Source organism: Meridianimarinicoccus sp. MJW13 (assembly GCF_014901205.1).
Classification (GTDB): domain Bacteria; phylum Pseudomonadota; class Alphaproteobacteria; order Rhodobacterales; family Rhodobacteraceae; genus Meridianimarinicoccus.
In genome coordinates, this window is sequence record NZ_JACNMU010000010.1 from 1 (window position 1) to 20,999 (window position 20,999).

The window sequence follows — 20,999 nt, forward strand, 5'->3', positions numbered from 1 at the left end:
ATGGCTGTCGCCGCTGCAGTCACAAATTTCATCGATCATCCTCCCGATCAGTCGCTGAAAACAGGACCACACAAAAATGCGCGCCCCCAAATCATCATCACCATTAAAAAGAGTCCGGCAACAAATCATGCGAGGACGCCCGAAATTCGGAAAAGCGCATGAATTTCAGTAAGATAAGGACGGAAACCTTGGGATAGGGCCCCTCATGTGTGCGGATTTCCGCACAGCGCAGCGCGGTGGTGTGCGGATTATCGCGCAATTTTCAAGTCCGGCTATGCTTATGGATAGGGGGCTATGCAAAAGACTTGTTCACGATTCTAATGTGCACGCGATATGTAAGTTAACAGAATTTCGTTCCTGCCCACCGTCCGTTGGAGATTGCAATGACCGTGCCAATCCGCGCATCTGCCGTCCTCCTGGCCCTTTGTCTCGCCACGGGAAGCGCTGCCAACGGAACGTTGCCGGCGCCCTCGGATCCGGTGATCCTGACCATCAGCGGCACCATCCTGCACACCAATGACGGTGACGTGGCGCGTTTCGACCGGGCCATGCTGGCCGGGCTGCCGCGCGTCGAGTTCACCACCGAAACCATCTGGACCGACGAAGCGACGACCTTCAGCGGCGTCCCCTTGCGGGAGGTTCTGGCCCACGTGGGCGCGCAGGGAAGCCATATCCTGGCCATGGCCATCAACGACTACAGCATGGAAATCCCGATGGATGAGTTGGGCGACTATCCGATCGTCGCCGATCTGCTGAACGGCGAACCCATGTCGGTGCGCGACAAGGGTCCGCTGTGGATCGTCTATCCCTATGATCAGGACGATTCGTTTCAGTCCGAGGTGATCTATTCCCGCAGCGTCTGGCAGCTTGGACATATCCAGGTTCTGCCCTGACGGTGTCGCGGGTGTTTTCGGAGGATCCTGCCGGCGCGCCTGCCGACGCCCAGACCGGGCCAAGGCCGCGCACCACCCTTTTGCACTATGCCACCTTCGTGGCGGCGATCGCCACGCTGGCCGGCGTGGTCTGGTTCGTCGCCAGCGATTTCGCGGCCAAGGTGGAAAGCCTTGCCAAGGCGCGGTCCGACAACGTGCAGTGGTCGCTGTCGCAGGTCGAGGTCGAATACCTGATCTTCGACCAGGCCCTGCGCGATGTCGGCGTTGTTGGCGCAGAGGCCCTGCCCCAACTGCGCCAGCATTTCGATATCCTTTACAGCCGCATCGACACCCTGCGCAGCAGCGACCTGTTCCGCGAGGTGCGCGAACAGGATGATTTCCAGCCCGCTCTGGCCGAGACATGGACCACCATCACCGATGCCCTGTCCTATATCGACGGGCCAGACCAGATGCTGCTGGACAATCTGGACACGCTGATCGCCCGGTTCGACGCCATCCACGACGACGTGCGGATGCTGGGGCTGCATGGCATTTCGTTCTTTGCCGAACGGTCGGACGAACGTCGCGAGGGCATCGCCGAAACCCTGAACCGGGTGGCGGCGATCACCCTGATCCTTGTCTTCATCCTGACGCTGATGATTTTCGTGCTGTGGCGGTTCTCGCGGGTGCTGCGCAGTCATGCGGAAGACGCCCGCCTGTCGGCCGACCGCATGTCGGCGGTGGTGACCACGGCGCTGGATGCGGTGGTTGTGTCGGACCACAGCGGCGTCATCCATGAATTCAACGGCGGTGCGGAAGACATCTTCGGCTACACCCGCGACGAGGTTCTGGGCCGCACCATCGAGGATATCCTGGTGCCCCCGCACCTGCGCACGGCCCATATCGAGGGCTTCCGGCGTTATCTGAGCACCGGCGAGCGCCGTGTCATCGGCCAGGGCCGCGTCAAGCTGGAAGCGCGGCGCAAGAATGGCAGCACCTTCCCGGTGGAGCTTTCACTTTCGTCCACCCGCCAACAGGACGGTGCCGAGATCTTCGTGGCCTTCCTGCGCGACATCACCAGCCGGGTCGCCACCGAACAGGCGCTGCGGCAGGCGCGCGATACCGCCATGGCGGGCGAACGCGCCAAGGCCGAACTGCTGGCCGTGATGAGCCACGAAATGCGCACGCCGTTGAACGGCATGCTGGGCACGCTGGAACTGCTGGGTGAAACCGATCTGTCGGCGCGGCAGCAGAAATACCTGTCGGTGGCCAACCGCTCGGGCCAGCTGTTGCTGCATCACGTCAACGACGTGCTGGACGTGGCGCGGCTGGAGTCGGGGAAAATGGGGATCGAGCAGCGCGTGGTGGACCTGTCGGATCTGGTGCGCGAGGTGGTCGAAGGCCAGCAGACCGTGGCCGAGGCCGGGGGCAATGCCATCGAGGTCTCGTTGCCACCGGCGGACAAGTCCCTGGTGCTGAGCGACCCGGTGCGCCTGCGCCAGATCCTGCTGAACCTTGTGGGCAACGCGGTGAAATTCACCCGCAATGGCGTGATCCACATCTCGGTGGATCGGCTGGGCTATGACGACATGGTGGAAATCAGCGTGACGGACACCGGCATAGGCATTGCGCCCGAGGATATCGAGCGCGTGTTCAGTGATTTCGTCACCCTTGATGCCACCTATGATCGGAAGAACACCGGCACCGGACTGGGTCTGGCCATCGCGCGGCGCATGGCCCGTGCCATGAACGGCTCCATCGGGGTCGAAAGCGAACCCGGCGAAGGCAGCCTGTTCTGGATCCGCATCCCGATGCCCCCGGCCCCGGCCGACGCCACCGCCGACGAGGACATTCCCGCCCCGGTGGTGCCGCTGCTGCCCGAGGTTACAACCCCGGCGCAACCGGACCACGCACCGTTGCGGGTGCTGGTGGTTGAAGACAACGAGATCAACCGCCTGGTGGTGCGCGAGATGCTGGAAACCGCCGGCCATACGGTGACCGAGGCCATGGATGGGCTGGAAGGTGCCGACGCCGCACGCGACCACATGTTCGACCTGATACTGATGGACATCTCGATGCCGCATATGGACGGGATCGAGGCGACGCGGCTGATCCGCTCCCGCGATGGCGCCTCGTCTGGCGTGCCGATCGTGGCCCTGACCGCCCATGCGATGCTGGAGGAAATCTCGCGCTTCAAGGCCGCCGGCATGGATCACAGCCTGACCAAGCCGATCTCACGCGAGTCGCTGCAAATCGCGCTGAACCTTGCACGCGGCACCCCGGCCAGCCCCGACATGCCCGAGAAATCCGCGCCCGAGGCCGACACGCCGGTGGATCAGTCCCGGCTGGATACCATGGCGCAGGAGGTCGGTGCCGAGCGTCTGGGCAAGCTGATCGACGCCTTCCTGGCCGAAGCCGACAAGACTGTCGACTGCCTGACCACCACACAGGAGACCGCCCGCGACGATCGCAGCGTACTGGCCACCCTGCACCATCTGGCGGGATCGGCGGCGGTGTTCGGTGCGCGCGACCTGCACGGCTGGCTGGCCGAGATGGAACGTCTGGGCAAATCGGGAAAAACTGGCCGGATGCACGACCGCCTGCCCGAAATTGGCCCGATCTGGGCGCGCACTCGGGCGCAGTTTGCCGAGATCCAGACCGCAGCCAACCCGGATTGATCCCGTGTCGGGGCGTGGCTTCGATGCCCGGTTTCGCCCCGATGCAGTGCCGCCCTGCCCCGGGCAACTTGAAATTGTTTGCAGAATCCGTCCAATTGCCGGAATGTCAGGACAAGATCCCGGCCCCTCGGGTGACATGGAGCATGGATATTGGAAGTTCTCATTGCCGACGATCATGATCTGGTGCGCGAAACCCTGGCGGCCTTTCTGACCGGCCAGGGCGGGATCGAGGTCGAGACCGTCGAAAACCTGGACCTGGCCTGCGACCGGATCAAGGCGAACGGCAGTTTCGACCTGGTGCTGCTGGACTATACCATGCCCGGCATGAACGGCCTTGAGGGGCTGCGCCGCGCCATGGAAATGAACGACGGCAAGCCGGTGGCGATCATGTCCGGCACCGCACCAAAATCCGTCGCGCAAGAGGCGCTGGATGCCGGCGCCGTGGGCTTTCTGCCCAAGACCCTGCCCGCCAAGTCGCTGGTCAACGCCATCCGCTTCATGGCAGCCGGCGAAACCTATGTGCCCGTCGCCTTCATGACCGCCGAGGAAGAGGTCGAAGAAAACCCTGTCGCCAAGAAGCTGAGCGAACGTGAAATGCAGGTGCTGGGCGGCCTGTGCCGGGGCATGTCGAACAAGGAAATCGCCCGCGAACTGGACCTGCAGGAAGTCACCATCAAGCTGCACGTCAAGACGCTGACCAACAAGCTGGAAGCGCGCAACCGCACCCATGCGGCGATGATTGCCAAGGAAGCCGGGCTGTTCTAAGCGCGCACCCGCCTTGTTCCTGCCCCGCAGCATTGCCATATACCGCAGCAGCAACTTCGGAGACGGCATGAGCGACAACGAATTCCCCGGCTGGCATGGCACCACCATCATCGGCGTCCGCAAGGGCGGCAAAGTGGTGATCGCCGGCGACGGGCAGGTATCCCTGGGCAACACGGTCATCAAGGGCACGGCCCGCAAGGTCCGGCGGCTCAGCCCCGGCGGCTTCGACGTGGTGGCGGGCTTTGCAGGCTCGACCGCTGACGCCTTCACCCTGCTGGAACGCCTTGAGACCAAGCTGGAAGCCACCCCCGGCCAACTGGCCCGCGCCAGTGTCGAGCTGGCCAAGGACTGGCGCACCGACAAATACCTGCAAAAGCTGGAAGCGATGCTGATCGTCACTGACGGCCGCGAACTGCTGGTCATCACCGGGGCGGGCGACGTGCTGGAGCCGGAACATGACGTGACCGCCATCGGCTCGGGCGGGAACTATGCCCTGGCAGCGGCACGCGGGTTGATGGAATCCGATCTGGACGCCGAAGAGGTCGCCCGCAAGGCCATGGCCATCGCCGCCGATATCTGCGTGTTCACCAATGGCAAGCTGACGGTCGAAACCATCGGCTAGACCCGCACCGGCGTTTCACCGCGTCGGGCACTGGCGGCGAATCCCATCGCAAGAAGTGCCGTGTTCGCCAGAAAGATCAGCGAATACAACGGCATCTGTCGAACCATCGGAACACCGGCATCGATCAGCGCGCCGGTGACCACCGGGCCAATGGCCGTGCCCAACACCAGCGCCGAGGCTGCCCCGGCGCGGATCGACCCCATGTGGCGCGTGCCGTAGAACTCGGCCCAGAAGGCGCTTGAAACCGTCATGAAGCCGCCTATCGTTGCGGACAGCAACATCAAGCCCACCGCCGTCATACCCAGCCCCGAGCTGACGCCCAGCACCGCGAACCCGGCCGCCATCGGCAGTTGAAACAGCGTCATCAGACGACGCGCGCCCAGCCGGTCGATCAGGATACCCGACCCGATGACCGCGCTGACCGATACCAGCGTGGCCAGTGGAAACAGCGTCACCAGTTGCGCATGGGCCAGCCCCTTGGCCTGCGCCACATGCACCTGGTGGAAGTAGAAAGCGGTCATGAAAATCGCCGGGCTCATGATGCTGGGCAAGGCGCACCAGAACAGCGGATGACGCAGGGCCTGTGCGCGGGTCCAGTGCCGCCCGGCCATGCCCGGCGCATGGGTGGCCTCAGACAGGCTCTGCGGGGTGCGCTCGCGCCGCAACAGCACAAACAGCACCGGGATCGCCAGAACCGCCAGAAAGGCCGCCAGCACCCAGAGCATGCGCCAGGACATCAGCGGCTTCAGCGCCACGAACCCCACCGGCAACAGGGCTTCCGCCGCAGCAAACCCCAGCGTGGCAAAGGCCAGCGCCTTGCCCCGGTTCGAAGCGAACCACCGCGCCATGGCGATACTGGCCAGGTTGGTGGACATGCCCTGACCGAAGAACCGCAGCCCCAGGATGACGATCACCAGCATCGCCGGAGACGCCACCGTCGCCATCCCCAGACAGGCCGCCGCCATACCCAGCATGATCAGCGCCCCAAGGCAGCGCACCCGCATCCGGTCGGCCCAGCCCCCGGCCCAGATCATCGCCAGCGCCGACAACAGCGTGCCCGCACTGTAAAGCGCTCCCCAACCGGCGTGGCTGAGCCCGAATTCGGCCTGCAATTCCGCCGCGAAGACCGAGATGAAGAAAGTCTGACCATAGCCCGACCCGAAGGCGATCAGGAACCCGGCGCTGAGCCAAGGGGCATTGGACCGCAGGAAGCGGGGATCGGGCATTTGCATGGACGGGGACTCGGGCTTGGGGGCAGGCGTGCGGTCAGACTATCCGGTCTGACCAGCCCTGCAAAGACCCGCCCAGCTACAACACATAGCGGCTGAGGTCGGGGGATCTTGCCAGATCGCCCAGATGCTTCTCGACGAAGGCGGCGTTGATCTCGACCTGATCACCGGAGCGGTCCGGCGCGGTAAAGCTGAGATCTTCGAACACCCGTTCCAGAATGGTGTAGAGCCGCCGTGCGCCAATGTTTTCAACACTTTGATTGACCTCGGCGGCAATGCGCGCCAGCGCGGCGATGCCGTCTTCGGTAAACTCGACGACAACCTCCTCGGTGGCCATCAGCGCCCGGTATTGCAGGGTCAGGGCGTTGTCGGTTTCGGTCAGGATGCGCACGAAATCGCCTTCGGTCAGCGCCCGCAACTCGACCCGGATCGGCAGACGGCCCTGAAGCTCGGGCAGCAGGTCCGAGGGTTTGGCGATGTGGAAGGCACCCGAGGCGATGAACAGAATGTGATCGGTTTTCACGGTGCCGTGCTTGGTGGACACGGTGGTGCCTTCGATCAGGGGCAGCAGATCGCGCTGCACGCCTTCGCGGCTGACATCGCCACCGCGCACATCCTGCCGGGCGCAGACCTTGTCGATCTCGTCCAGGAAGACGATGCCGTTTTCCTGCACCGATTCCAGCGCGGCCTTGGTGACCACCTCGTCATCCAGCAGCTTGTCGGCCTCTTCCGAGATCAGAACCTCGTAGCTGTCGCCCACGGTCAGTTTGCGTTTCACGGTGCGCCCGCCGAAGGCCTTGCCGAAGATATCCCCGATGTTCATCATTCCCGCGCCGCCCATGCCGGGCTGACCGGGAATTTCCATGGTCGGGAAGGGGCTTGAAGTGTCGGTGACCTCCAGTTCGATCTCGTGACCGTCCAGATCGCCCCGGTGCAGTTTTTCACGGAACTTTTCGCGGGTTCCCTCGCGGGCATCTTTGCCCGCGATGGCCTCGATGACCCGATCCTCGGCGGCCTGTTGCGCCTTGGCTTTCACATCCTCGCGCATCTGTTCGCGAGTCTGGATGATGGCCGCATCCACCAGATCGCGGATGATCTGCTCCACATCGCGGCCCACATAGCCCACTTCGGTGAACTTGGTGGCCTCGACCTTCAGGAACGGTGCCTTGGCCAGTTTCGCCAGCCGCCGCGAGATCTCGGTCTTGCCGACGCCGGTCGGGCCGATCATCAGGATGTTCTTGGGATAGACCTCGTCGCGCAGGTCATCGGGCAGTTGCTTGCGGCGCCAGCGGTTGCGCAGGGCAACGGCGACGGCGCGCTTGGCATCGGCCTGGCCGATGATGAAACGGTCAAGCTCGGAAACGATCTCGCGCGGGGTCAGGGTGGTCATGGTCCGTCCTTTCGTTGCAGGCGATGTATGGTGCCTGCGGCCCGGTGCCAAGGGGCGCGTGGCAATCAGCGCTGCCGCTTGAGATAGACGTAGTAGGCGCCGTCGCCGCCGTGACGCAGATGCGCGGGGATCACCTGAAGCACCATCGCCGACAGGTTCTGCCCATGCAGCCAATGCGGCACCTGATGGCGCAGCACGCCGCGCGGCACCGGCATGGCATAGCCTTCGTCGCGATCCTTGCCCTTGCCGGTGATGATCAGGACAAGGCGGCGATGCTTGTGATAACTGTCTGCAATGAAACGCAAAAGGGCAGGGTGTGCCTGCGCCAGTGTCATCCCGTGCAGGTCCAGCCGACCTTCGGGGCGCAGCTTGCCGCGCCGGATCTTGCCCATGGTGCGGGCGTCCACGCGGCTGGGCATCTGCTTGAGATGCTCGGCGATGCCCGGCGCGGCCGCGTGATGCACCGGGTTCGGCGCCGGGGCGCGGCTGCCGATGCGGAAGGTGGGAAGATTTGGGGTGAAGCTGGCCTTGGGCGCCGGGGCCGACACGTCCTTGGCGCGGGGGTCGGGCATCGGCGAGGCCGAGCCCAGAAGATCGCCCAGATTGGCCTTTTCGGGTTTCAGGGGCGCAACACTTTGCGCCACCTGAGACCAGAGTTCGCGATCTTCGTCAGACAGCGAGGAACGACGGCGACGGCGGGCCATGGCAGAACGCTCCCAACCGGTACGGGATTATTCGCCGGTGGCGACAAGCTGCCAGTTGGGATCGTCGGTGCCCATGACGCGGGCGAAGGTCCAGATATCGCGCTGGCGCTTGATCTCGTTCGGATCGCCCTCGACGATCTCGCCCGACAGGTTGCGCACGACCGAAGTCAGCTCGCCCACGAAACGTACCGTCAGTTCGCCTTCCGAGGTTGCCGGGTCGAAGGCGGCGGTCACCAGCTTGACCTCGCGCAGGCCGACGAAATTGGCGTCGATGGACAGGCCCTGTTCCTCTCGCGCGGCGATCACCTCGGCGAAACTTTCGCGCACGTCCTCGGCCAGGAAGGGGTCGATCTCGGCCAGATCGCCTTTTTCAAAGGCCATCAGGATCATTTCATAGGCGCCGCGTGCGCCCTGCAGGAACTCGCCCACCAGGAAGCTGCTGTCGATCCGCTTCATTTCCGCCAGCGCTTGCGCGGCGGGGCTGTCGGGATCCACATGATCGACGATGTCGTGATCCGGGCCCCCCTCGATCACTTCCAGATCGGGCCGCGACCTGTCATCGGACTTGGCGCCCGCAGACGTCAGGGGAGGTTTTTCGAAACCCTCACGGGTACCCAACACGCCTTTGAGCCGCAGGACCAGGAATACGGCGATCCCGGCAAGCACGAGGAGTTGGATAATTGACGAGCTCATGGAGACCTCTCAGGGCAATGGGATAGCAGAACGGGCATGAGTTTCTTATGTAGGTGACAGCATATCACAAGTCCACCAACTGGCCGGACGCAAAAACGCGAGAATTCACATGTGGCTACTGTTCGCCTTCATCGCCATCCCCCTGATCGAGATCGGCCTGTTCATTCAGGTCGGCGGCTGGCTGGGTCTGTGGCCCACGCTGGCGATCGTTGTCGGCACCGCCATCGCCGGCACCGCCCTTGTGCGCAGCCAGGGTGTGTCCGCATTGGGACAAATCCAGCGTTCCTTCGAGCAGATGGACGATCCCACCGGTCCTTTGGCACATGGAGCGATGATCCTGCTGTCCGGGATATTGCTGCTGACGCCGGGGTTTTTCACCGATGCGGTGGGCTTTGCCCTGCTGGTGCCGGCGGTGCGCGAACGCGTGTTTACCTACCTGCGCAGCCGGATGCGTGTGACCACGTTTTCCACCGGTCCGGCCCAGAACAGCGGCCCCATGTCGCGGGGCGGGCCGGGCAACGGGGTCATCGACGGCGAGTTCTACGAGGTCGACCCCGACGAAATCGAACCGCGCCCGGGCACCCGGCCTTCGAAGTGGACCCAGGACTGACCCCGCCAGGCCCGCGCACGGCTTGTGACGCCGGGGTCTAGCTGATACGCCCACGGCAAAATGACATCTATCTTCGGAGAAAACGATGAACGACGACGCCCCCGCACCCAATGGCGCTGCCCAGCAGACCCCGGTGAAGATGCAGGTCCTGGCCCAGTACATCCGGGACATGTCCTTTGAAAACATCGTGGCCCAGAAAGGCATCAACGGCGACGTGAAGCCGGACGTGCAGGTGCAGGTCAACCTGGATGCCAAGAAGCGCCCGGTGGACAACCAGTACGAAGTGCTGACCAAATTCACCGTCACCTCGAAAAACAAGGACGACCAGTCGGTTCTGTTCGCGCTTGAGCTGGAATACGGCGGCGTTTTCCACATCGAGGGCGTGCCCGAGCAGCAGCTGCACCCCTTCCTGCTGATCGAATGCCCGCGGATGCTGTTTCCCTATGTGCGCCGCATCGTGTCGGACGTGACCCGTGACGGGGGCTTCCCGCCGCTGAACCTGGACAACGTCGATTTCGTGGCGATCTACCGTCAGGAACTGGCGCGTCGCGCCCAGGCCGAAGCCGAGGCCGCCCCGGCCACGCCGCAGGCCTGATCTAGTCCTTTGTCTCGGCGGCGGGCAGGTACCGCCGCCAGACCGCATCGTCGCCAAGGGCTTCGATGAATACCGAATGCGCTTGGGCTTCGGCCCCGGACAGGCGCGCGGGCAGGGGGTTGGGGCGCGGACGCGGACGCCAGTCTTCGCCGCCGCGCCGATCCGCACCGCCCCGGTTCTGCGCCAGCATGAACCCCGGCTGACGCCCCCCGATCAATTCCAGATAGACCTCGGCCAGAATTTCGCTGTCCAGCAGTGCGCCGTGCTTTTCGCGCGCCGAATTGTCGATCCCGAAGCGGCGGCACAGCGCATCCAGCGAGGCAGGCGAGCCCGGAAACTTCTTGCGCGCGATGGCCAGCGTGTCCAGCGCCTGCGACATGGGCAGGGTGCGCAGCCCGGCCCAGCCCAGCTCGGCGTTCAGGAATTTCATGTCGAACGAGGCGTTGTGGATGACCAGCGTGGCCTCCTGCACGAAGTCGAGAAATTCCTGTCCGACCCGTTCGAACACCGGCTTGTCGGCCAGGAATTCTTCACTGATTCCATGCACTTCGAAAGCATCTTTGGGCATATCACGCTTGGGGTTGATGTATTGGTGATACACCCGCCCGGTCGGCATGTGGTTGAGCAGTTCGACACAGCCGATTTCGACCAGGCGATGGCCTTCCGAAGGCTCGAAGCCAGTGGTTTCGGTGTCCAGAACGATCTCACGCATGGCGGTGCCCAATCTCCTGTAAAATCCGGTCCACATCCGCCTGCGCCTGCGCAAGGCTGGTGGAGCGAATAATGTAGTCCGCCCGTGCGCGCTTGTCCGCATCGGGCATCTGTTTGGCCAGAATGGCCTCGAACTGCGCCTCGGTCATGGTGCCGCGCGCCAGCACGCGGTCGCGCTGAACCGATGCGGGGGCCGAGACGACGGCCACTGCATCCATTTGCGCCTGGGTGCCGTTTTCGAACAGCAGCGGAATGTCGTAGACGGTGACCGGCGCGCTGCTGCGTGCGGCAAAGGCTGCGCGGTCGGCGGCCACAAGCGGATGCACGACCTTTTCGATACGGGCCAGCGCCGTGGGGTCGGCATCGATCCACGCCTTCAGCGCCGGGCGCGAGACCGCACCATCCACCACCGCCTCGGGATGCAGGGCCGCCAGGGGGGCCACCGCCGCGCCACCGGGCGCATACAGCCGATGCACCGCCGCATCCGCGTCCCAGACGTCACAGCCGGCATCGGCGAACATCTTCGCTGCCGTCGACTTGCCCATGCCGATCGATCCTGTCAGCCCCAGCCGAAACGCGCTCACGGTGCCAGAACCACGTCCCGCAGGGCGTCATCCACCAACGGGTTGGTCCCGAACCAGGCGTTGAAGCCCGGAACCGCCTGATGCAACAGCATCCCCAGCCCGTCGACAGTTTGCAGCCCGTGCTTGCGCGCCTCCTTCAAAAACGGTGTGTCCAACGGCACATAGACGATATCGGTCGCCAGAGCGCCCTTGGCGGCCCCGGCCAGAGACAGGGTGAAAGGCGGTTGTCCCTCCATCCCCAGCGAGGTCGTGTTGACCAGCGTATTGGCGCCCGCGGCGGCGGTTTCGGCCCGCTCCCAGTGGATGACGGTGACCTTGTCCCCGAAATGTTGGGCCAGCACTTCGGCCCGTGCGCGTGTGCGATTGGTCAACCGGATCTCGGGCACCCCTGCGGTCAGCAGCCCGTCAATAACCCCGCGCGCCGCGCCGCCAGCACCAAAAACTGCCGCTGGGCCGGCTTCGGGCCGCCAGTCAGGCGCATTCTGCTTCAAATTGGCGATGAACCCGTAGCCATCGCTATTGTCGGCATGGATCTTGCCATCCTTGAACACCAGCGTGTTGGCCGCGCCCACCCGCGCCGCCCGGTCGCTGACTTCATCGGCCAGCGCCAGCGCCGCTTCCTTGTGCGGCAGGGTGACATTGCAGCCGACGAATCCCGCTTTGGGCAATGTGCGCAGTACGGTTTCCAGATCCTCGGGCGCCACGCCCATCGGCACGTAGTGCCCGCTGATGCCGAGGAAATTCAGCCAGTAACCATGCACGCGCGGCGACTTGGAATGCCCGATCGGCCAGCCGATGACACCTGCCAGGGGGATAGGGTCCGCACTCATCCTTCGATATCTCCTCGCAGGGTCAGGGTGTTCAGAAGCTCCAGCAGCGGCAGCCCCAGAACGTTGAAATAATCGCCCTGGATCCGGGAAAACAAGCGCACGCCTTCTTCTTCCAGCTTGTAGCCACCGACCGAATCACCCAGCCCCGGCCAGTTCCGATCCAGATAGCCCGCAAGGTAATCGTCCGAGAAGTCGCGCATGGTCAGCCGAACCATGCCGATGTGTCGCCAGATCGGCTGATTGTCGCGCACCAGCACTGCCGCCGACAGCAACCGATGGGTCTTGCCGCGCAGCTGGAGGAGTTGTTCGGCCGCAGTCTTGCGGTCGTTCGGCTTTCCAAGGACGCGACCGTCGAAATCCAGCACCTGATCGCTGCCCAGCACCAGCGCGCCGGGTCGTTTGTCACTGATCTTGCGCGCCTTCATTTCCGCCAGAAGATCGGCGATATCTCGGGGGGGGGCGCCCTCGGCTTCCATTGACGCGCGGATCGCACCTTCGTCCAGCCGGGGCTTTTCAACCTCGAAGTCCAGTCCCGCCGCGGCCAGCATCGCCTGGCGCGTCGCCGAACCGGAAGCCAGTACAAATTTCTGCATCTTGTGGATAACTCTGTGTGGGACTCTGCGGAGGGGCGGTGCATGGCGTCGGGACGAACCGGGACAGTTTCGGCAACCTCTCGCGCGGGGGGGATAAAGTCAAATCCACACCCACAGTCATCCACGGTAGACAAGTTTTCCCATGACGATAGGTCAGCTTCGGTGACTCAGATACTATCCGCAAACTTATCCACAGGTTGCGTTTTAGCGTCGCCTTGCAAGTTGTTGTTTTTAAATATATTTTAGTTATCGACAGGACCAGAGATGGTTTCCGGACAGATTCTATTCACATGGAACAATCCTGTTGATAAACCCTTAATCCCCAATATCCCCTGTACTACCTACAACATCATCTTTTCTTTTCTCTTTCTTTATTGTTTTGAAGTGCTGCCAACCGAGGGAACGAAAATGTCCGATCTGCTTGTCAACCTGTATCCGTGGACGAAATCCTTGCATGTGATCTCGGTGATCTCCTGGATGGCGGGTCTGTTCTATATGCCACGCCTTTTTGTCTATCACGTGGAGCGGGTGAGTGCGGCAGGGCCCGAGACGGTTGAAATCTTCCAGACCATGGAACGCAAGCTGCTGCGCTTCATCATGAACCCGGCCATGGTCGCCACTTGGATCTTCGGTCTGGCTTTGGTGTTCACGCCGGGGATCGTCGACTGGGGCGCGTTCTGGCCCTACACCAAGGGTGCGGCCATCATTGCAATGACCTGGTTCCACCACTGGTGCGGATACCGCCGGAAAGACTTTCTGGCGGGCAAGAACACGCGCACGGGCCGCGATTTCCGGCTGATGAACGAGGTTCCGACGGTCCTGATGATCGTCATCGTCGTATCGGTGATCGCCCGCCCGTTCTGACGACAATCCGGTCTCGTTGACTTCGAATTGCGAAAGTCTATATACGGATTATAGCGGGCGTCCGTCCGTTATTTTCCGACTGCCGCAAGTTGAGCTGAACCGTGATCCCGGATCACGAGCGCCGGAGCGCATTGTATGAATATTGCCGTTTCCCAGGACCGGGTGAATCTCTCGGACCTCAAAGCAAAAAGCCCCACCGATCTGCTGGCGATGGCCGAGGAACTCGAAATCGAGAACGCCTCGACCATGCGCAAGGGCGAGATGATGTTCCAGATCCTGCGCGAACGCGCGGAGGATGGCTGGGAGATATCTGGCGATGGTGTTCTTGAAGTACTGCAGGACGGCTTTGGCTTCCTGAGATCGCCCGAGGCCAACTATCTGCCGGGTCCCGATGACATCTACGTCTCTCCCGACATGATCCGCCAATGGTCGCTGCGCACCGGCGACACCATAGAAGGCGTCATCCAGTCGCCGCGGGACAATGAACGCTATTTCGCGCTGACCAAGGTCACGAAGATCAACTTCGAAGCGCCCGAGCGCGCGCGTCACAAGATCGCCTTCGACAACCTGACGCCGCTGTACCCGGACGAACGCCTGAACATGGAGATCGAGGATCCCACCATCAAGGATCGATCTGCACGGATCATCGATCTGGTGGCCCCGATCGGGAAAGGCCAGCGCTCGCTCATCGTCGCGCCGCCACGGACCGGTAAGACGGTTCTGTTGCAGAACATCGCCGCGTCGATCGCCCGCAATCACCCTGAGTGCTACCTGATCGTCCTGCTGATCGACGAGCGGCCGGAAGAAGTGACCGACATGCAGCGCTCGGTGAAGGGCGAGGTCGTCTCCTCGACCTTTGACGAGCCTGCCTCGCGCCACGTCGGTGTGTCCGAGATGGTCATCGAAAAGGCCAAACGCCTGGTCGAGCACAAGCGCGACGTGGTGATCCTGCTGGATTCGATCACCCGCCTGGGCCGCGCCTACAACACCACTGTGCCGTCCTCAGGCAAGGTCCTGACCGGCGGTGTGGATGCCAATGCCCTGCAGCGGCCCAAGCGCTTCTTCGGCGCCGCACGGAACATCGAGGAAGGCGGGTCGCTGACCATCATCGCGACCGCGCTGATCGATACCGGATCGCGCATGGACGAGGTCATTTTCGAGGAATTCAAAGGCACCGGTAACTCGGAAATTGTTCTTGACAGGAAAGTCGCCGACAAGCGCGTCTTCCCGGCAATGGACATTCTCAAGTCCGGAACCCGGAAAGAGGATCTGCTGGTCGACAAGATCAACCTGCAGAAAACCTATGTCCTGCGCCGTATCCTGAACCCGATGGGCACCACCGATGCCATCGAGTTCCTGATCTCCAAGCTGAAACAAACCAAGTCGAATTCAGAGTTCTTTGACTCCATGAACTCTTGATATTGTGTAGGTTTGCGCAATGGACACCATATATGCCCTTGCCACGGCACAGGGCAAAGCGGGTGTCGCGGTTGTCCGGGTATCGGGGCCGCACGCCCATGATGCAGTAAAGGCCCTTTGCGGTCGTGTGCCGGATCCCCGGCGCGCAACGCTGTGCGACCTGCGCGATGCCGATGGCGGCCTGATTGATTCCGCCCTGATCCTGACATTTGCCAAAGGCGCATCGTTCACTGGGGAGACATCTGCCGAGTTTCAGGTGCATGGCTCCCGCGCGACGGTTGCAGCCCTGTTGCAAGTGCTGTCGCATCTTCCGGGTCTGCGGCTGGCCGAGCCGGGAGAGTTCACCCGCCGCGCACTGGAAAACGGGCAACTTGATCTTACCGAGGTCGAAGGTCTGGCCGACCTGATCGACGCCGAAACCGAAGCTCAGCGAAAACAAGCGTTGCGCGTTCTATCCGGGGCTTTGGGTCAAAAGACGGAAAGCTGGCGGCAAGACTTGATCCGGGCCATGGCGCTTTTGGAAGTCACCATCGACTTTGCCGACGAAGAGGTGCCAGTGGATGTGACGCCGGAAGTCACGGCGTTGTTGCGGGACGTGACCGAAAGCCTTTCTCGTGAAATCTCCGGATTCCAGGCGGCCGAACGTATCCGCGACGGGTTCGAGGTTGCCATCGTTGGTCCGCCCAACATCGGCAAGTCCACACTTCTGAACACGCTTGCGGGCCGGGATGCTGCGATCACTTCGGATATTGCTGGCACCACGCGTGATGTGATCGAAGTGCGCATGGATGTGGGTGGTCTGCCTGTAACGTTCCTTGATACCGCCGGATTGCGCGAAACCGAAGACGTGGTCGAGGGGTTGGGGATCGAACGCGCGGTGTCGCGTGCCAACCAGGCAGACCTGCGCATCGTGCTGACGGACGGCGCAGTTCCATTTGGGGTATCGATCGGCACGGACGATCTTGTGTTGCTCGGAAAATCCGATCTTGTGGCAAAAAGCGGTCAGGGAATCTCTGGCAAGACGGGGGAAGGGGTCTCGGCCTTGTTGTCCCATGTGCAGGAGCGTCTGCAGGCGCGCGCAAGCACTGCTGGCTTGGCCGTGCAAGAACGCCACCGTCAAGCCATGACTCGCGCGCGTGAGGTTTTGGAATCGGCACTCGATGCGCTAGAGATGGGCCACCGCCCGACCGAACTGGCCGTCGAGGATATCCGGCGCGCGGTCGTGACACTGGATGCTCTGGTTGGTCGCATTGATGTAGAGAACGTGCTGGATGAGATCTTCAGCAGTTTCTGTCTGGGGAAATGACGATGTTTCACGTGAAACATGACAGCTTCGACGTGGTGGTGGTTGGTGGTGGGCACGCGGGTTGCGAGGCTGCTCATGCCGCAGCGCGCCTGGGTGTTCGTGTTGCCCTGGTAACCTTGGATACCAGCAAAATCGGCGTGATGTCCTGCAACCCAGCCATTGGCGGGCTTGGGAAGGGTCATCTGGTCCGCGAAATCGATGCCATGGATGGCATCATGAGCCCAGTGGCCGACAAGGCCGGGATCCAGTTTCGGCTTTTGAACCGCCGCAAGGGTCCTGCAGTTCAGGGACCAAGAGCACAGTCGGATCGCAAGATCTATCGTGACACCATGCAAAGGATGCTGGCTGCGGTACCAAATCTGTCGGTTATCGGTGCGGAAGTCACTGACATTGCGGTTGATGCGGGCCAAGTGACAGGTGCGGTGCTTGGCGATGGGAGCATTGTCCCGTCAAAAGCCGTTGTCATTACCACCGGCACCTTTCTTCGGGGTGTTGTGCATATTGGCGATACGTCCTATCCGGCTGGCCGTATGGGCGAGGACCCCTCCAACAAGTTGGCAGCCCGGTTTGCCGATATGGGTCTACCACTGGGCCGGTTGAAAACCGGGACACCACCGCGACTGGACGGGCGCACAATAAATTGGGCGGTCCTAGAGGATCAGCCCGGCGATGATGACCCCACGTTCTTCTCGTTTCTGACGAAATCGACCCATACGCGACAGGTCAGCTGCGGAATTACGCACACAAACACGCGCACACACGAGATCATCGAGAAAAACCTCAGCCGGTCTGCGATGTACGGCGGCCATATCGAAGGGGTGGGTCCCCGATACTGCCCCTCGATCGAGGACAAGGTGGTCCGCTTCGCTGATAAGGACAGCCACCAGGTATTTCTTGAGCCGGAAGGGCTGGACGATCCCACAGTCTATCCGAATGGCATTTCGACCTCCTTGCCCGAAGATGTTCAAAGGGCTTACGTTCGCTCGATTGTCGGTCTTGAGAGCGTCCAAATCCTGCAACCCGGCTATGCCATAGAATATGATTACGTTGATCCCAGGGCGTTGAACCTGAACCTTGAATTGCGGGAGCAACCGGGACTCTATCTGGCGGGTCAGATCAATGGCACGACCGGGTATGAAGAGGCGGCGGCACAAGGCCTAGTGGCTGGTCTGAACGCGGCCCGACATGCTGTTGGGGAAGAGGGCGTGACCTTCCAGCGCTCCAACTCGTACATCGGCGTTATGATCGACGATCTGACAACCAGAGGCGTCGCAGAACCGTATCGCATGTTCACGTCGCGGGCGGAATTCCGTTTGTCCCTGCGAGCCGACAATGCGGATCAGCGTCTAACTCCAATGGGTTTGGGCCTTGGGTGTGTTGGAGAGACGCGGAAGGCAGCGTTCCAGCAAAAGATGGATGCCCTGGAAGCTGGGCGCAAAGCCCTTGAGTCTGAAGACTGGACCCCGCGTGAAATCACATCGGCGGGCATCAAGGTTGCGGCTGATGGCGGTCGTCGGACCAGTTGGGATCTTCTGTCCTTTCCGAACGCTTCTTTTGACAACATCCTTGAGCTGAACCCAACCCACGAGGGCATGGACCCGGAAGTTCAGGTTCAGCTTTGGCGAGATGCGCTCTATTCGAAGTATCTGGACCGTCAAGCGCGGGATGTGGCGCTGTTGAAACGGGATGAAGCGGTGAAAATCCCGACCGACTTCGACTATGACGGAATTTCCGGCCTTTCAAACGAGTTGAAAACAAAACTCAACAAGAGCCGCCCGGCGTCCATGGCGCAAGCGGCGCGTCTGGAGGGGATGACTCCGGCAGCCTTGTCGCTGTTGTTGGTTCGGTTGCGTCCGGCGCGGCAGGAGAAACGGGCGTGACTCACAGCCTCCCGGGTCTCGATGTTTCACGTGAAACACTTGAGAAGCTGTCCGCCTATGCGGATTTGGTGAGGAAATGGACGCGAAAGATCAATCTCGTGTCACAGAAATCACTGATTCTGCTGTGGGACCGCCATATTGTCGACTCTGCCCAGGTCTTTTCTGCCGTTGCCCCCACGGGGGGGAGTTGGGTTGATTTGGGGAGTGGTGGTGGGTTTCCGGGCGCTGTGGTGGCAATCTTGGCGCAAGAACTCACACCTGACCTAGTTTTGACCTGCATCGAAAGCGACCAACGCAAGGCAGCCTTCCTGCGCACTGTTTCACGTGAAACATCAACGCCCTTCTCGGTGCTGGATGCGCGCATCGAGGCTGTCCCCCCACAGGACGCTCAGTATCTCAGTGCCCGTGCCCTGGCCCCCCTGACAGATCTGTTGGGGTTTGCAGAACGGCATCTTGCAAATGATGGTACCGCCATATTTCCAAAAGGCGCACGCCATGCAGAAGAACTGGCAGAGGCCCGAAAGCACTGGCAGTTCGACGTGCAAGAGATTACCAGTTTGACAGATGCCCAAGCAGTTTTGTTCAAGATCGGAGCCCCGAGACGTGTCTGAGTTCTCCACACCGCGCATCATCGCTATTGCCAACCAGAAGGGCGGGGTTGGCAAGACAACCACGACGATCAACCTCGCTTCGGCGCTGGAAAAGCGGGGATTTTCCAGCCTCGTTATTGATATTGACCCACAGGGCAACGCCTCCACCGGCCTGGGTGTGGAAGTGGGTGAGCGTAGGAAAAGCACCTATGACCTTCTGATCGACGGCGCACCTCTGGGTGAAGTCCTGTGTGCAACGTCGATCGACAACATCCTGATTGCGCCGGCCACAACTGATCTGAGTTCTGCCGATATCGAGTTGGTGGCGAACGAGCGCCGCAGCTTTATCCTGCGCGACATACTGCGTAGCCCGGTGATGGCCGAGCTTGGCGTCGACTATGTCCTGATTGACTGCCCGCCATCGCTGAACCTTCTGACCGTCAATGCCATGGTCGCGTCTGATTCCATCCTGATCCCGCTGCAAAGTGAATTTTTTGCGCTGGAGGGGTTGTCCCAGTTGATGTTGACCATCCGGGAAGTGCGCCAGACCGCAAATCCCAATCTGCGGATCGAAGGTGTGTTGCTGACGATGCACGATCAGCGCAATCGTCTGGCGCAGCAGGTCGAGATCGACGCCCGCGAAACGCTGGGCGAACTGGTGTTCAAGACCATCGTCCCGCGCAACGTGCGGGTAAGCGAAGCGCCGTCGCATGCAGTGCCGGTTCTGGACTATGACCCGAAATCGAAGGGCGCGCTTGCATATGGGGACTTGGCAGACGAGCTTATTGCGCGCTATCACAGCATATCGGCATAAAACAATAAGGCAGGGCTAGATATGGGTGGAGAGAAACGCGGATTGGGCCGGGGCCTGTCGGCCTTGATGGCGGATGTTGCCCCGATCGAGGCCAATGAGAGCATCGCGCCGCGTGGTGAACTGGTGGTGCCCATTGAAGACATTGCTCCGAACCCGGATCAGCCGCGGCGTCGGTTCGGGGATCAGGATCTGACCGATCTGGCCAATTCGATCCGGGAAAAGGGCGTGATTCAGCCCCTGATCGTGCGGAAACGGCCGAACGGGGACGCCAAGTATCAGATTGTTGCCGGGGAGCGTCGCTGGCGCGCCTCGCAAATGGCGCAACTGCACGAGCTTCCGGTTCTGGTGCGGGACTTCTCGGACACCGAGGTTCTGGAAGTCGCAATCATCGAGAACATTCAGCGGGCCGATCTGAACCCCGTGGAAGAGGCCGCCGGCTATCGTCAGTTGATGGACAAGTTCGGCCACACGCAGGAAAAAATGGCCGAGGCCCTGGGCAAGAGCCGCAGCCACATTGCCAACCTTCTGCGACTGCTGAACCTGCCCGCCGAAGTGCAGGCGTTCCTGGTCGACGGGCGGCTCTCGGCAGGGCACGCGCGTGCCTTGATCACCACCGAGGATCCGGTGGCATTGGCGCGCAAGGTGGTCGAGAAAGGGCTGTCGGTACGGGATACCGAACGGCTGGCCAAGGCCGAGTCCGAACCGAAAGCACCGCGCAAGGCGCGGGTGGTCGATGACGAGAAAGACGCGGACACGCGCGTTCTTGAGCAGGATCTTTCGGCCAATCTGGGCATGAAAGTGCAGATCGCCCACAAGCCCGAAAAAGAGACAGGATCACTGACCATCAGCTACAAGTCTCTGGATCAACTGGATGAATTGTGCCGGATGCTCAGCCTTACGCCGTCGGGCGCGTCCATATAAAGATCAGCACGGCGCAGAGAACGAGGGCCTGGATCATCAGGATCTGGGCCCGAACCCCCATCAGGACGGACAGCCCGAAGGCCACGGCGATCGACACCGTGGCCAATTTCTTGGCATTTCGATGAATGGCGCCCTTGGCGTGCCAGTCGCGGATGTGCTCGCCATAGACCGGATGGTTCACCAGCCAGTTGTGCAGGCGCGGCGAAGACTTTCCAAAGCAGAACGCGGCCAGGATCATCAGCGGTACGGTGGGCAGCAGCGGCAGGAAGATGCCCAAAGTGCCTGTTCCCACGGCCAGAAAGCCTGTCATCAACCAGAGCACTCGCATG

General features: G+C 61.8%; 22 protein-coding genes. 13 read left to right on the forward strand and 9 right to left on the reverse strand.

Annotated elements, in window-relative coordinates:
• Positions 1-383: 383 nt before the first annotated feature.
• The 4 genes from H8B03_RS16705 (at position 384) to hslV (ending at position 4,937) form a co-directional block, all read left to right on the forward strand.
• Positions 384-893, forward strand: coding sequence for a molybdopterin-dependent oxidoreductase (locus tag H8B03_RS16705; RefSeq protein WP_193143042.1), 510 nt, complete (start codon positions 384-386; stop codon positions 891-893).
• A gap of 11 nt (positions 894-904) precedes the next feature.
• Positions 905-3,550 (forward strand): ATP-binding protein, encoded by a 2,646-nt coding sequence (locus H8B03_RS16710; RefSeq protein ID WP_193143043.1) that lies wholly within the window; start codon positions 905-907, stop codon positions 3,548-3,550.
• 150 nt (positions 3,551-3,700) lie between these two features.
• Positions 3,701-4,315: a response regulator transcription factor gene (locus tag H8B03_RS16715; protein WP_193143044.1), complete on the forward strand. Its 615-nt coding sequence runs from the start codon at positions 3,701-3,703 to the stop codon at positions 4,313-4,315.
• A 67-nt stretch (positions 4,316-4,382) separates the two neighbouring features.
• Positions 4,383-4,937 (forward strand): ATP-dependent protease subunit HslV, encoded by a 555-nt coding sequence (gene hslV, locus H8B03_RS16720; RefSeq protein ID WP_193143045.1) that lies wholly within the window; start codon positions 4,383-4,385, stop codon positions 4,935-4,937.
• On the opposite strand, the gene H8B03_RS16725 is transcribed toward hslV, so the two are convergent.
• The 4 genes from H8B03_RS16725 to H8B03_RS16740 form a co-directional block, all read right to left on the reverse strand.
• The gene (locus tag H8B03_RS16725; protein WP_226926059.1) at positions 4,934-6,169 is read right to left on the reverse strand and encodes an MFS transporter; all 1,236 of its coding nucleotides are present in this window, start codon (positions 6,167-6,169) and stop codon (positions 4,934-4,936) included. The genes hslV and H8B03_RS16725 overlap by 4 nt on opposite strands.
• Positions 6,170-6,245: 76 nt before the next feature.
• A complete protein-coding gene (hslU, locus tag H8B03_RS16730; RefSeq protein WP_193143046.1) occupies positions 6,246-7,556 on the reverse strand; it encodes an ATP-dependent protease ATPase subunit HslU in 1,311 nt (436 codons plus the stop codon).
• A 65-nt stretch (positions 7,557-7,621) separates the two neighbouring features.
• Positions 7,622-8,260 (reverse strand): Smr/MutS family protein, encoded by a 639-nt coding sequence (locus tag H8B03_RS16735; RefSeq protein ID WP_193143047.1) that lies wholly within the window; start codon positions 8,258-8,260, stop codon positions 7,622-7,624.
• A 27-nt stretch (positions 8,261-8,287) separates the two neighbouring features.
• Complete coding sequence (locus tag H8B03_RS16740; protein WP_193143048.1) at positions 8,288-8,953, reverse strand: Tim44/TimA family putative adaptor protein; 666 nt, start codon at positions 8,951-8,953, stop codon at positions 8,288-8,290.
• A gap of 109 nt (positions 8,954-9,062) precedes the next feature.
• Between H8B03_RS16740 and H8B03_RS16745 the strand changes: the two genes are divergently transcribed.
• Positions 9,063-9,563, forward strand: coding sequence for an FxsA family protein (locus H8B03_RS16745; RefSeq protein ID WP_193143049.1), 501 nt, complete (start codon positions 9,063-9,065; stop codon positions 9,561-9,563).
• Between the two features lie 85 nt (positions 9,564-9,648).
• Positions 9,649-10,158 carry a protein-export chaperone SecB gene (secB, locus tag H8B03_RS16750; RefSeq protein WP_193143050.1) on the forward strand — a complete coding sequence of 170 codons (510 nt, stop codon included), beginning with the start codon at positions 9,649-9,651 and terminating at the stop codon, positions 10,156-10,158.
• A 1-nt stretch (position 10,159) separates the two neighbouring features.
• Here the strand turns inward: secB and dnaQ are convergent, their stop codons facing one another.
• Genes dnaQ through H8B03_RS16770 form a run of 4 tightly spaced genes read right to left on the reverse strand, consistent with a single transcriptional unit; the run spans position 10,160 to position 12,876 of the window.
• The gene (gene dnaQ / locus H8B03_RS16755; RefSeq protein ID WP_193143051.1) at positions 10,160-10,870 is read right to left on the reverse strand and encodes a DNA polymerase III subunit epsilon; all 711 of its coding nucleotides are present in this window, start codon (positions 10,868-10,870) and stop codon (positions 10,160-10,162) included.
• Positions 10,863-11,453 carry a dephospho-CoA kinase gene (gene coaE / locus H8B03_RS16760; protein WP_193143052.1) on the reverse strand — a complete coding sequence of 197 codons (591 nt, stop codon included), beginning with the start codon at positions 11,451-11,453 and terminating at the stop codon, positions 10,863-10,865. The genes dnaQ and coaE overlap by 8 nt, the downstream gene beginning before the upstream one ends.
• Positions 11,450-12,283, reverse strand: a complete 834-nt coding sequence (locus tag H8B03_RS16765; protein ID WP_193143053.1) for a shikimate dehydrogenase — start codon at positions 12,281-12,283, stop codon at positions 11,450-11,452. The genes coaE and H8B03_RS16765 overlap by 4 nt, the downstream gene beginning before the upstream one ends.
• Positions 12,280-12,876, reverse strand: coding sequence for a nucleoside triphosphate pyrophosphatase (locus H8B03_RS16770; protein ID WP_193143054.1), 597 nt, complete (start codon positions 12,874-12,876; stop codon positions 12,280-12,282). The genes H8B03_RS16765 and H8B03_RS16770 overlap by 4 nt, the downstream gene beginning before the upstream one ends.
• Positions 12,877-13,284: 408 nt before the next feature.
• Here H8B03_RS16770 and hemJ point away from each other — a divergent pair, with 408 nt between their 5' ends.
• From hemJ to H8B03_RS16805, 7 genes are all read left to right on the forward strand, one after another.
• On the forward strand, positions 13,285-13,740 hold the full coding sequence (hemJ, locus tag H8B03_RS16775) for a protoporphyrinogen oxidase HemJ (RefSeq protein ID WP_193143055.1): 456 nt from the start codon (positions 13,285-13,287) through the stop codon (positions 13,738-13,740).
• 135 nt (positions 13,741-13,875) lie between these two features.
• Positions 13,876-15,159, forward strand: coding sequence for a transcription termination factor Rho (gene rho / locus H8B03_RS16780; protein ID WP_193143056.1), 1,284 nt, complete (start codon positions 13,876-13,878; stop codon positions 15,157-15,159).
• A gap of 19 nt (positions 15,160-15,178) precedes the next feature.
• On the forward strand, positions 15,179-16,465 hold the full coding sequence (gene mnmE / locus H8B03_RS16785) for a tRNA uridine-5-carboxymethylaminomethyl(34) synthesis GTPase MnmE (RefSeq protein WP_193143057.1): 1,287 nt from the start codon (positions 15,179-15,181) through the stop codon (positions 16,463-16,465).
• A gap of 2 nt (positions 16,466-16,467) precedes the next feature.
• On the forward strand, positions 16,468-18,345 hold the full coding sequence (gene mnmG, locus H8B03_RS16790; RefSeq protein ID WP_193143058.1) for a tRNA uridine-5-carboxymethylaminomethyl(34) synthesis enzyme MnmG: 1,878 nt from the start codon (positions 16,468-16,470) through the stop codon (positions 18,343-18,345).
• Positions 18,342-18,956, forward strand: a complete 615-nt coding sequence (gene rsmG, locus H8B03_RS16795) for a 16S rRNA (guanine(527)-N(7))-methyltransferase RsmG (protein ID WP_193143059.1) — start codon at positions 18,342-18,344, stop codon at positions 18,954-18,956. Before mnmG ends, rsmG begins: the two co-directional genes overlap by 4 nt.
• Positions 18,910-19,749, forward strand: a complete 840-nt coding sequence (locus H8B03_RS16800) for a ParA family protein (RefSeq protein WP_193143060.1) — start codon at positions 18,910-18,912, stop codon at positions 19,747-19,749. The genes rsmG and H8B03_RS16800 overlap by 47 nt, the downstream gene beginning before the upstream one ends.
• Positions 19,750-19,770: 21 nt before the next feature.
• Complete coding sequence (locus H8B03_RS16805) at positions 19,771-20,670, forward strand: ParB/RepB/Spo0J family partition protein (protein ID WP_193143061.1); 900 nt, start codon at positions 19,771-19,773, stop codon at positions 20,668-20,670.
• Here the strand turns inward: H8B03_RS16805 and H8B03_RS16810 are convergent.
• The gene (locus H8B03_RS16810; protein ID WP_193143062.1) at positions 20,645-20,998 is read right to left on the reverse strand and encodes a YbaN family protein; all 354 of its coding nucleotides are present in this window, start codon (positions 20,996-20,998) and stop codon (positions 20,645-20,647) included. The genes H8B03_RS16805 and H8B03_RS16810 overlap by 26 nt on opposite strands.
• Between the last annotated feature and the right edge of the window lies 1 nt (position 20,999).

Excerpts from the sequence above, each read along its gene's own strand:
- H8B03_RS16705 (WP_193143042.1), top strand. The coding sequence starts at position 384 with ATGACCGTGCCAATCCGCGCATCTGCCGTCCTCCTGGCCCTTTGTCTC.
- hslV (WP_193143045.1), top strand. The coding sequence starts at position 4,383 with ATGAGCGACAACGAATTCCCCGGCTGGCATGGCACCACCATCATCGGC.
- H8B03_RS16725 (WP_226926059.1), bottom strand. The coding sequence starts at position 6,169 with ATGCAAATGCCCGATCCCCGCTTCCTGCGGTCCAATGCCCCTTGGCTC.
- hslU (WP_193143046.1), bottom strand. The coding sequence starts at position 7,556 with ATGACCACCCTGACCCCGCGCGAGATCGTTTCCGAGCTTGACCGTTTC.
- H8B03_RS16735 (WP_193143047.1), bottom strand. The coding sequence starts at position 8,260 with ATGGCCCGCCGTCGCCGTCGTTCCTCGCTGTCTGACGAAGATCGCGAA.
- H8B03_RS16740 (WP_193143048.1), bottom strand. The coding sequence starts at position 8,953 with ATGAGCTCGTCAATTATCCAACTCCTCGTGCTTGCCGGGATCGCCGTA.
- H8B03_RS16745 (WP_193143049.1), top strand. The coding sequence starts at position 9,063 with ATGTGGCTACTGTTCGCCTTCATCGCCATCCCCCTGATCGAGATCGGC.
- secB (WP_193143050.1), top strand. The coding sequence starts at position 9,649 with ATGAACGACGACGCCCCCGCACCCAATGGCGCTGCCCAGCAGACCCCG.
- dnaQ (WP_193143051.1), bottom strand. The coding sequence starts at position 10,870 with ATGCGTGAGATCGTTCTGGACACCGAAACCACTGGCTTCGAGCCTTCG.
- H8B03_RS16765 (WP_193143053.1), bottom strand. The coding sequence starts at position 12,283 with ATGAGTGCGGACCCTATCCCCCTGGCAGGTGTCATCGGCTGGCCGATC.
- H8B03_RS16770 (WP_193143054.1), bottom strand. The coding sequence starts at position 12,876 with ATGCAGAAATTTGTACTGGCTTCCGGTTCGGCGACGCGCCAGGCGATG.
- hemJ (WP_193143055.1), top strand. The coding sequence starts at position 13,285 with ATGTCCGATCTGCTTGTCAACCTGTATCCGTGGACGAAATCCTTGCAT.
- rho (WP_193143056.1), top strand. The coding sequence starts at position 13,876 with ATGAATATTGCCGTTTCCCAGGACCGGGTGAATCTCTCGGACCTCAAA.
- mnmE (WP_193143057.1), top strand. The coding sequence starts at position 15,179 with ATGGACACCATATATGCCCTTGCCACGGCACAGGGCAAAGCGGGTGTC.
- mnmG (WP_193143058.1), top strand. The coding sequence starts at position 16,468 with ATGTTTCACGTGAAACATGACAGCTTCGACGTGGTGGTGGTTGGTGGT.
- H8B03_RS16800 (WP_193143060.1), top strand. The coding sequence starts at position 18,910 with ATGCCCAAGCAGTTTTGTTCAAGATCGGAGCCCCGAGACGTGTCTGAG.
- H8B03_RS16805 (WP_193143061.1), top strand. The coding sequence starts at position 19,771 with ATGGGTGGAGAGAAACGCGGATTGGGCCGGGGCCTGTCGGCCTTGATG.
- H8B03_RS16810 (WP_193143062.1), bottom strand. The coding sequence starts at position 20,998 with ATGCGAGTGCTCTGGTTGATGACAGGCTTTCTGGCCGTGGGAACAGGC.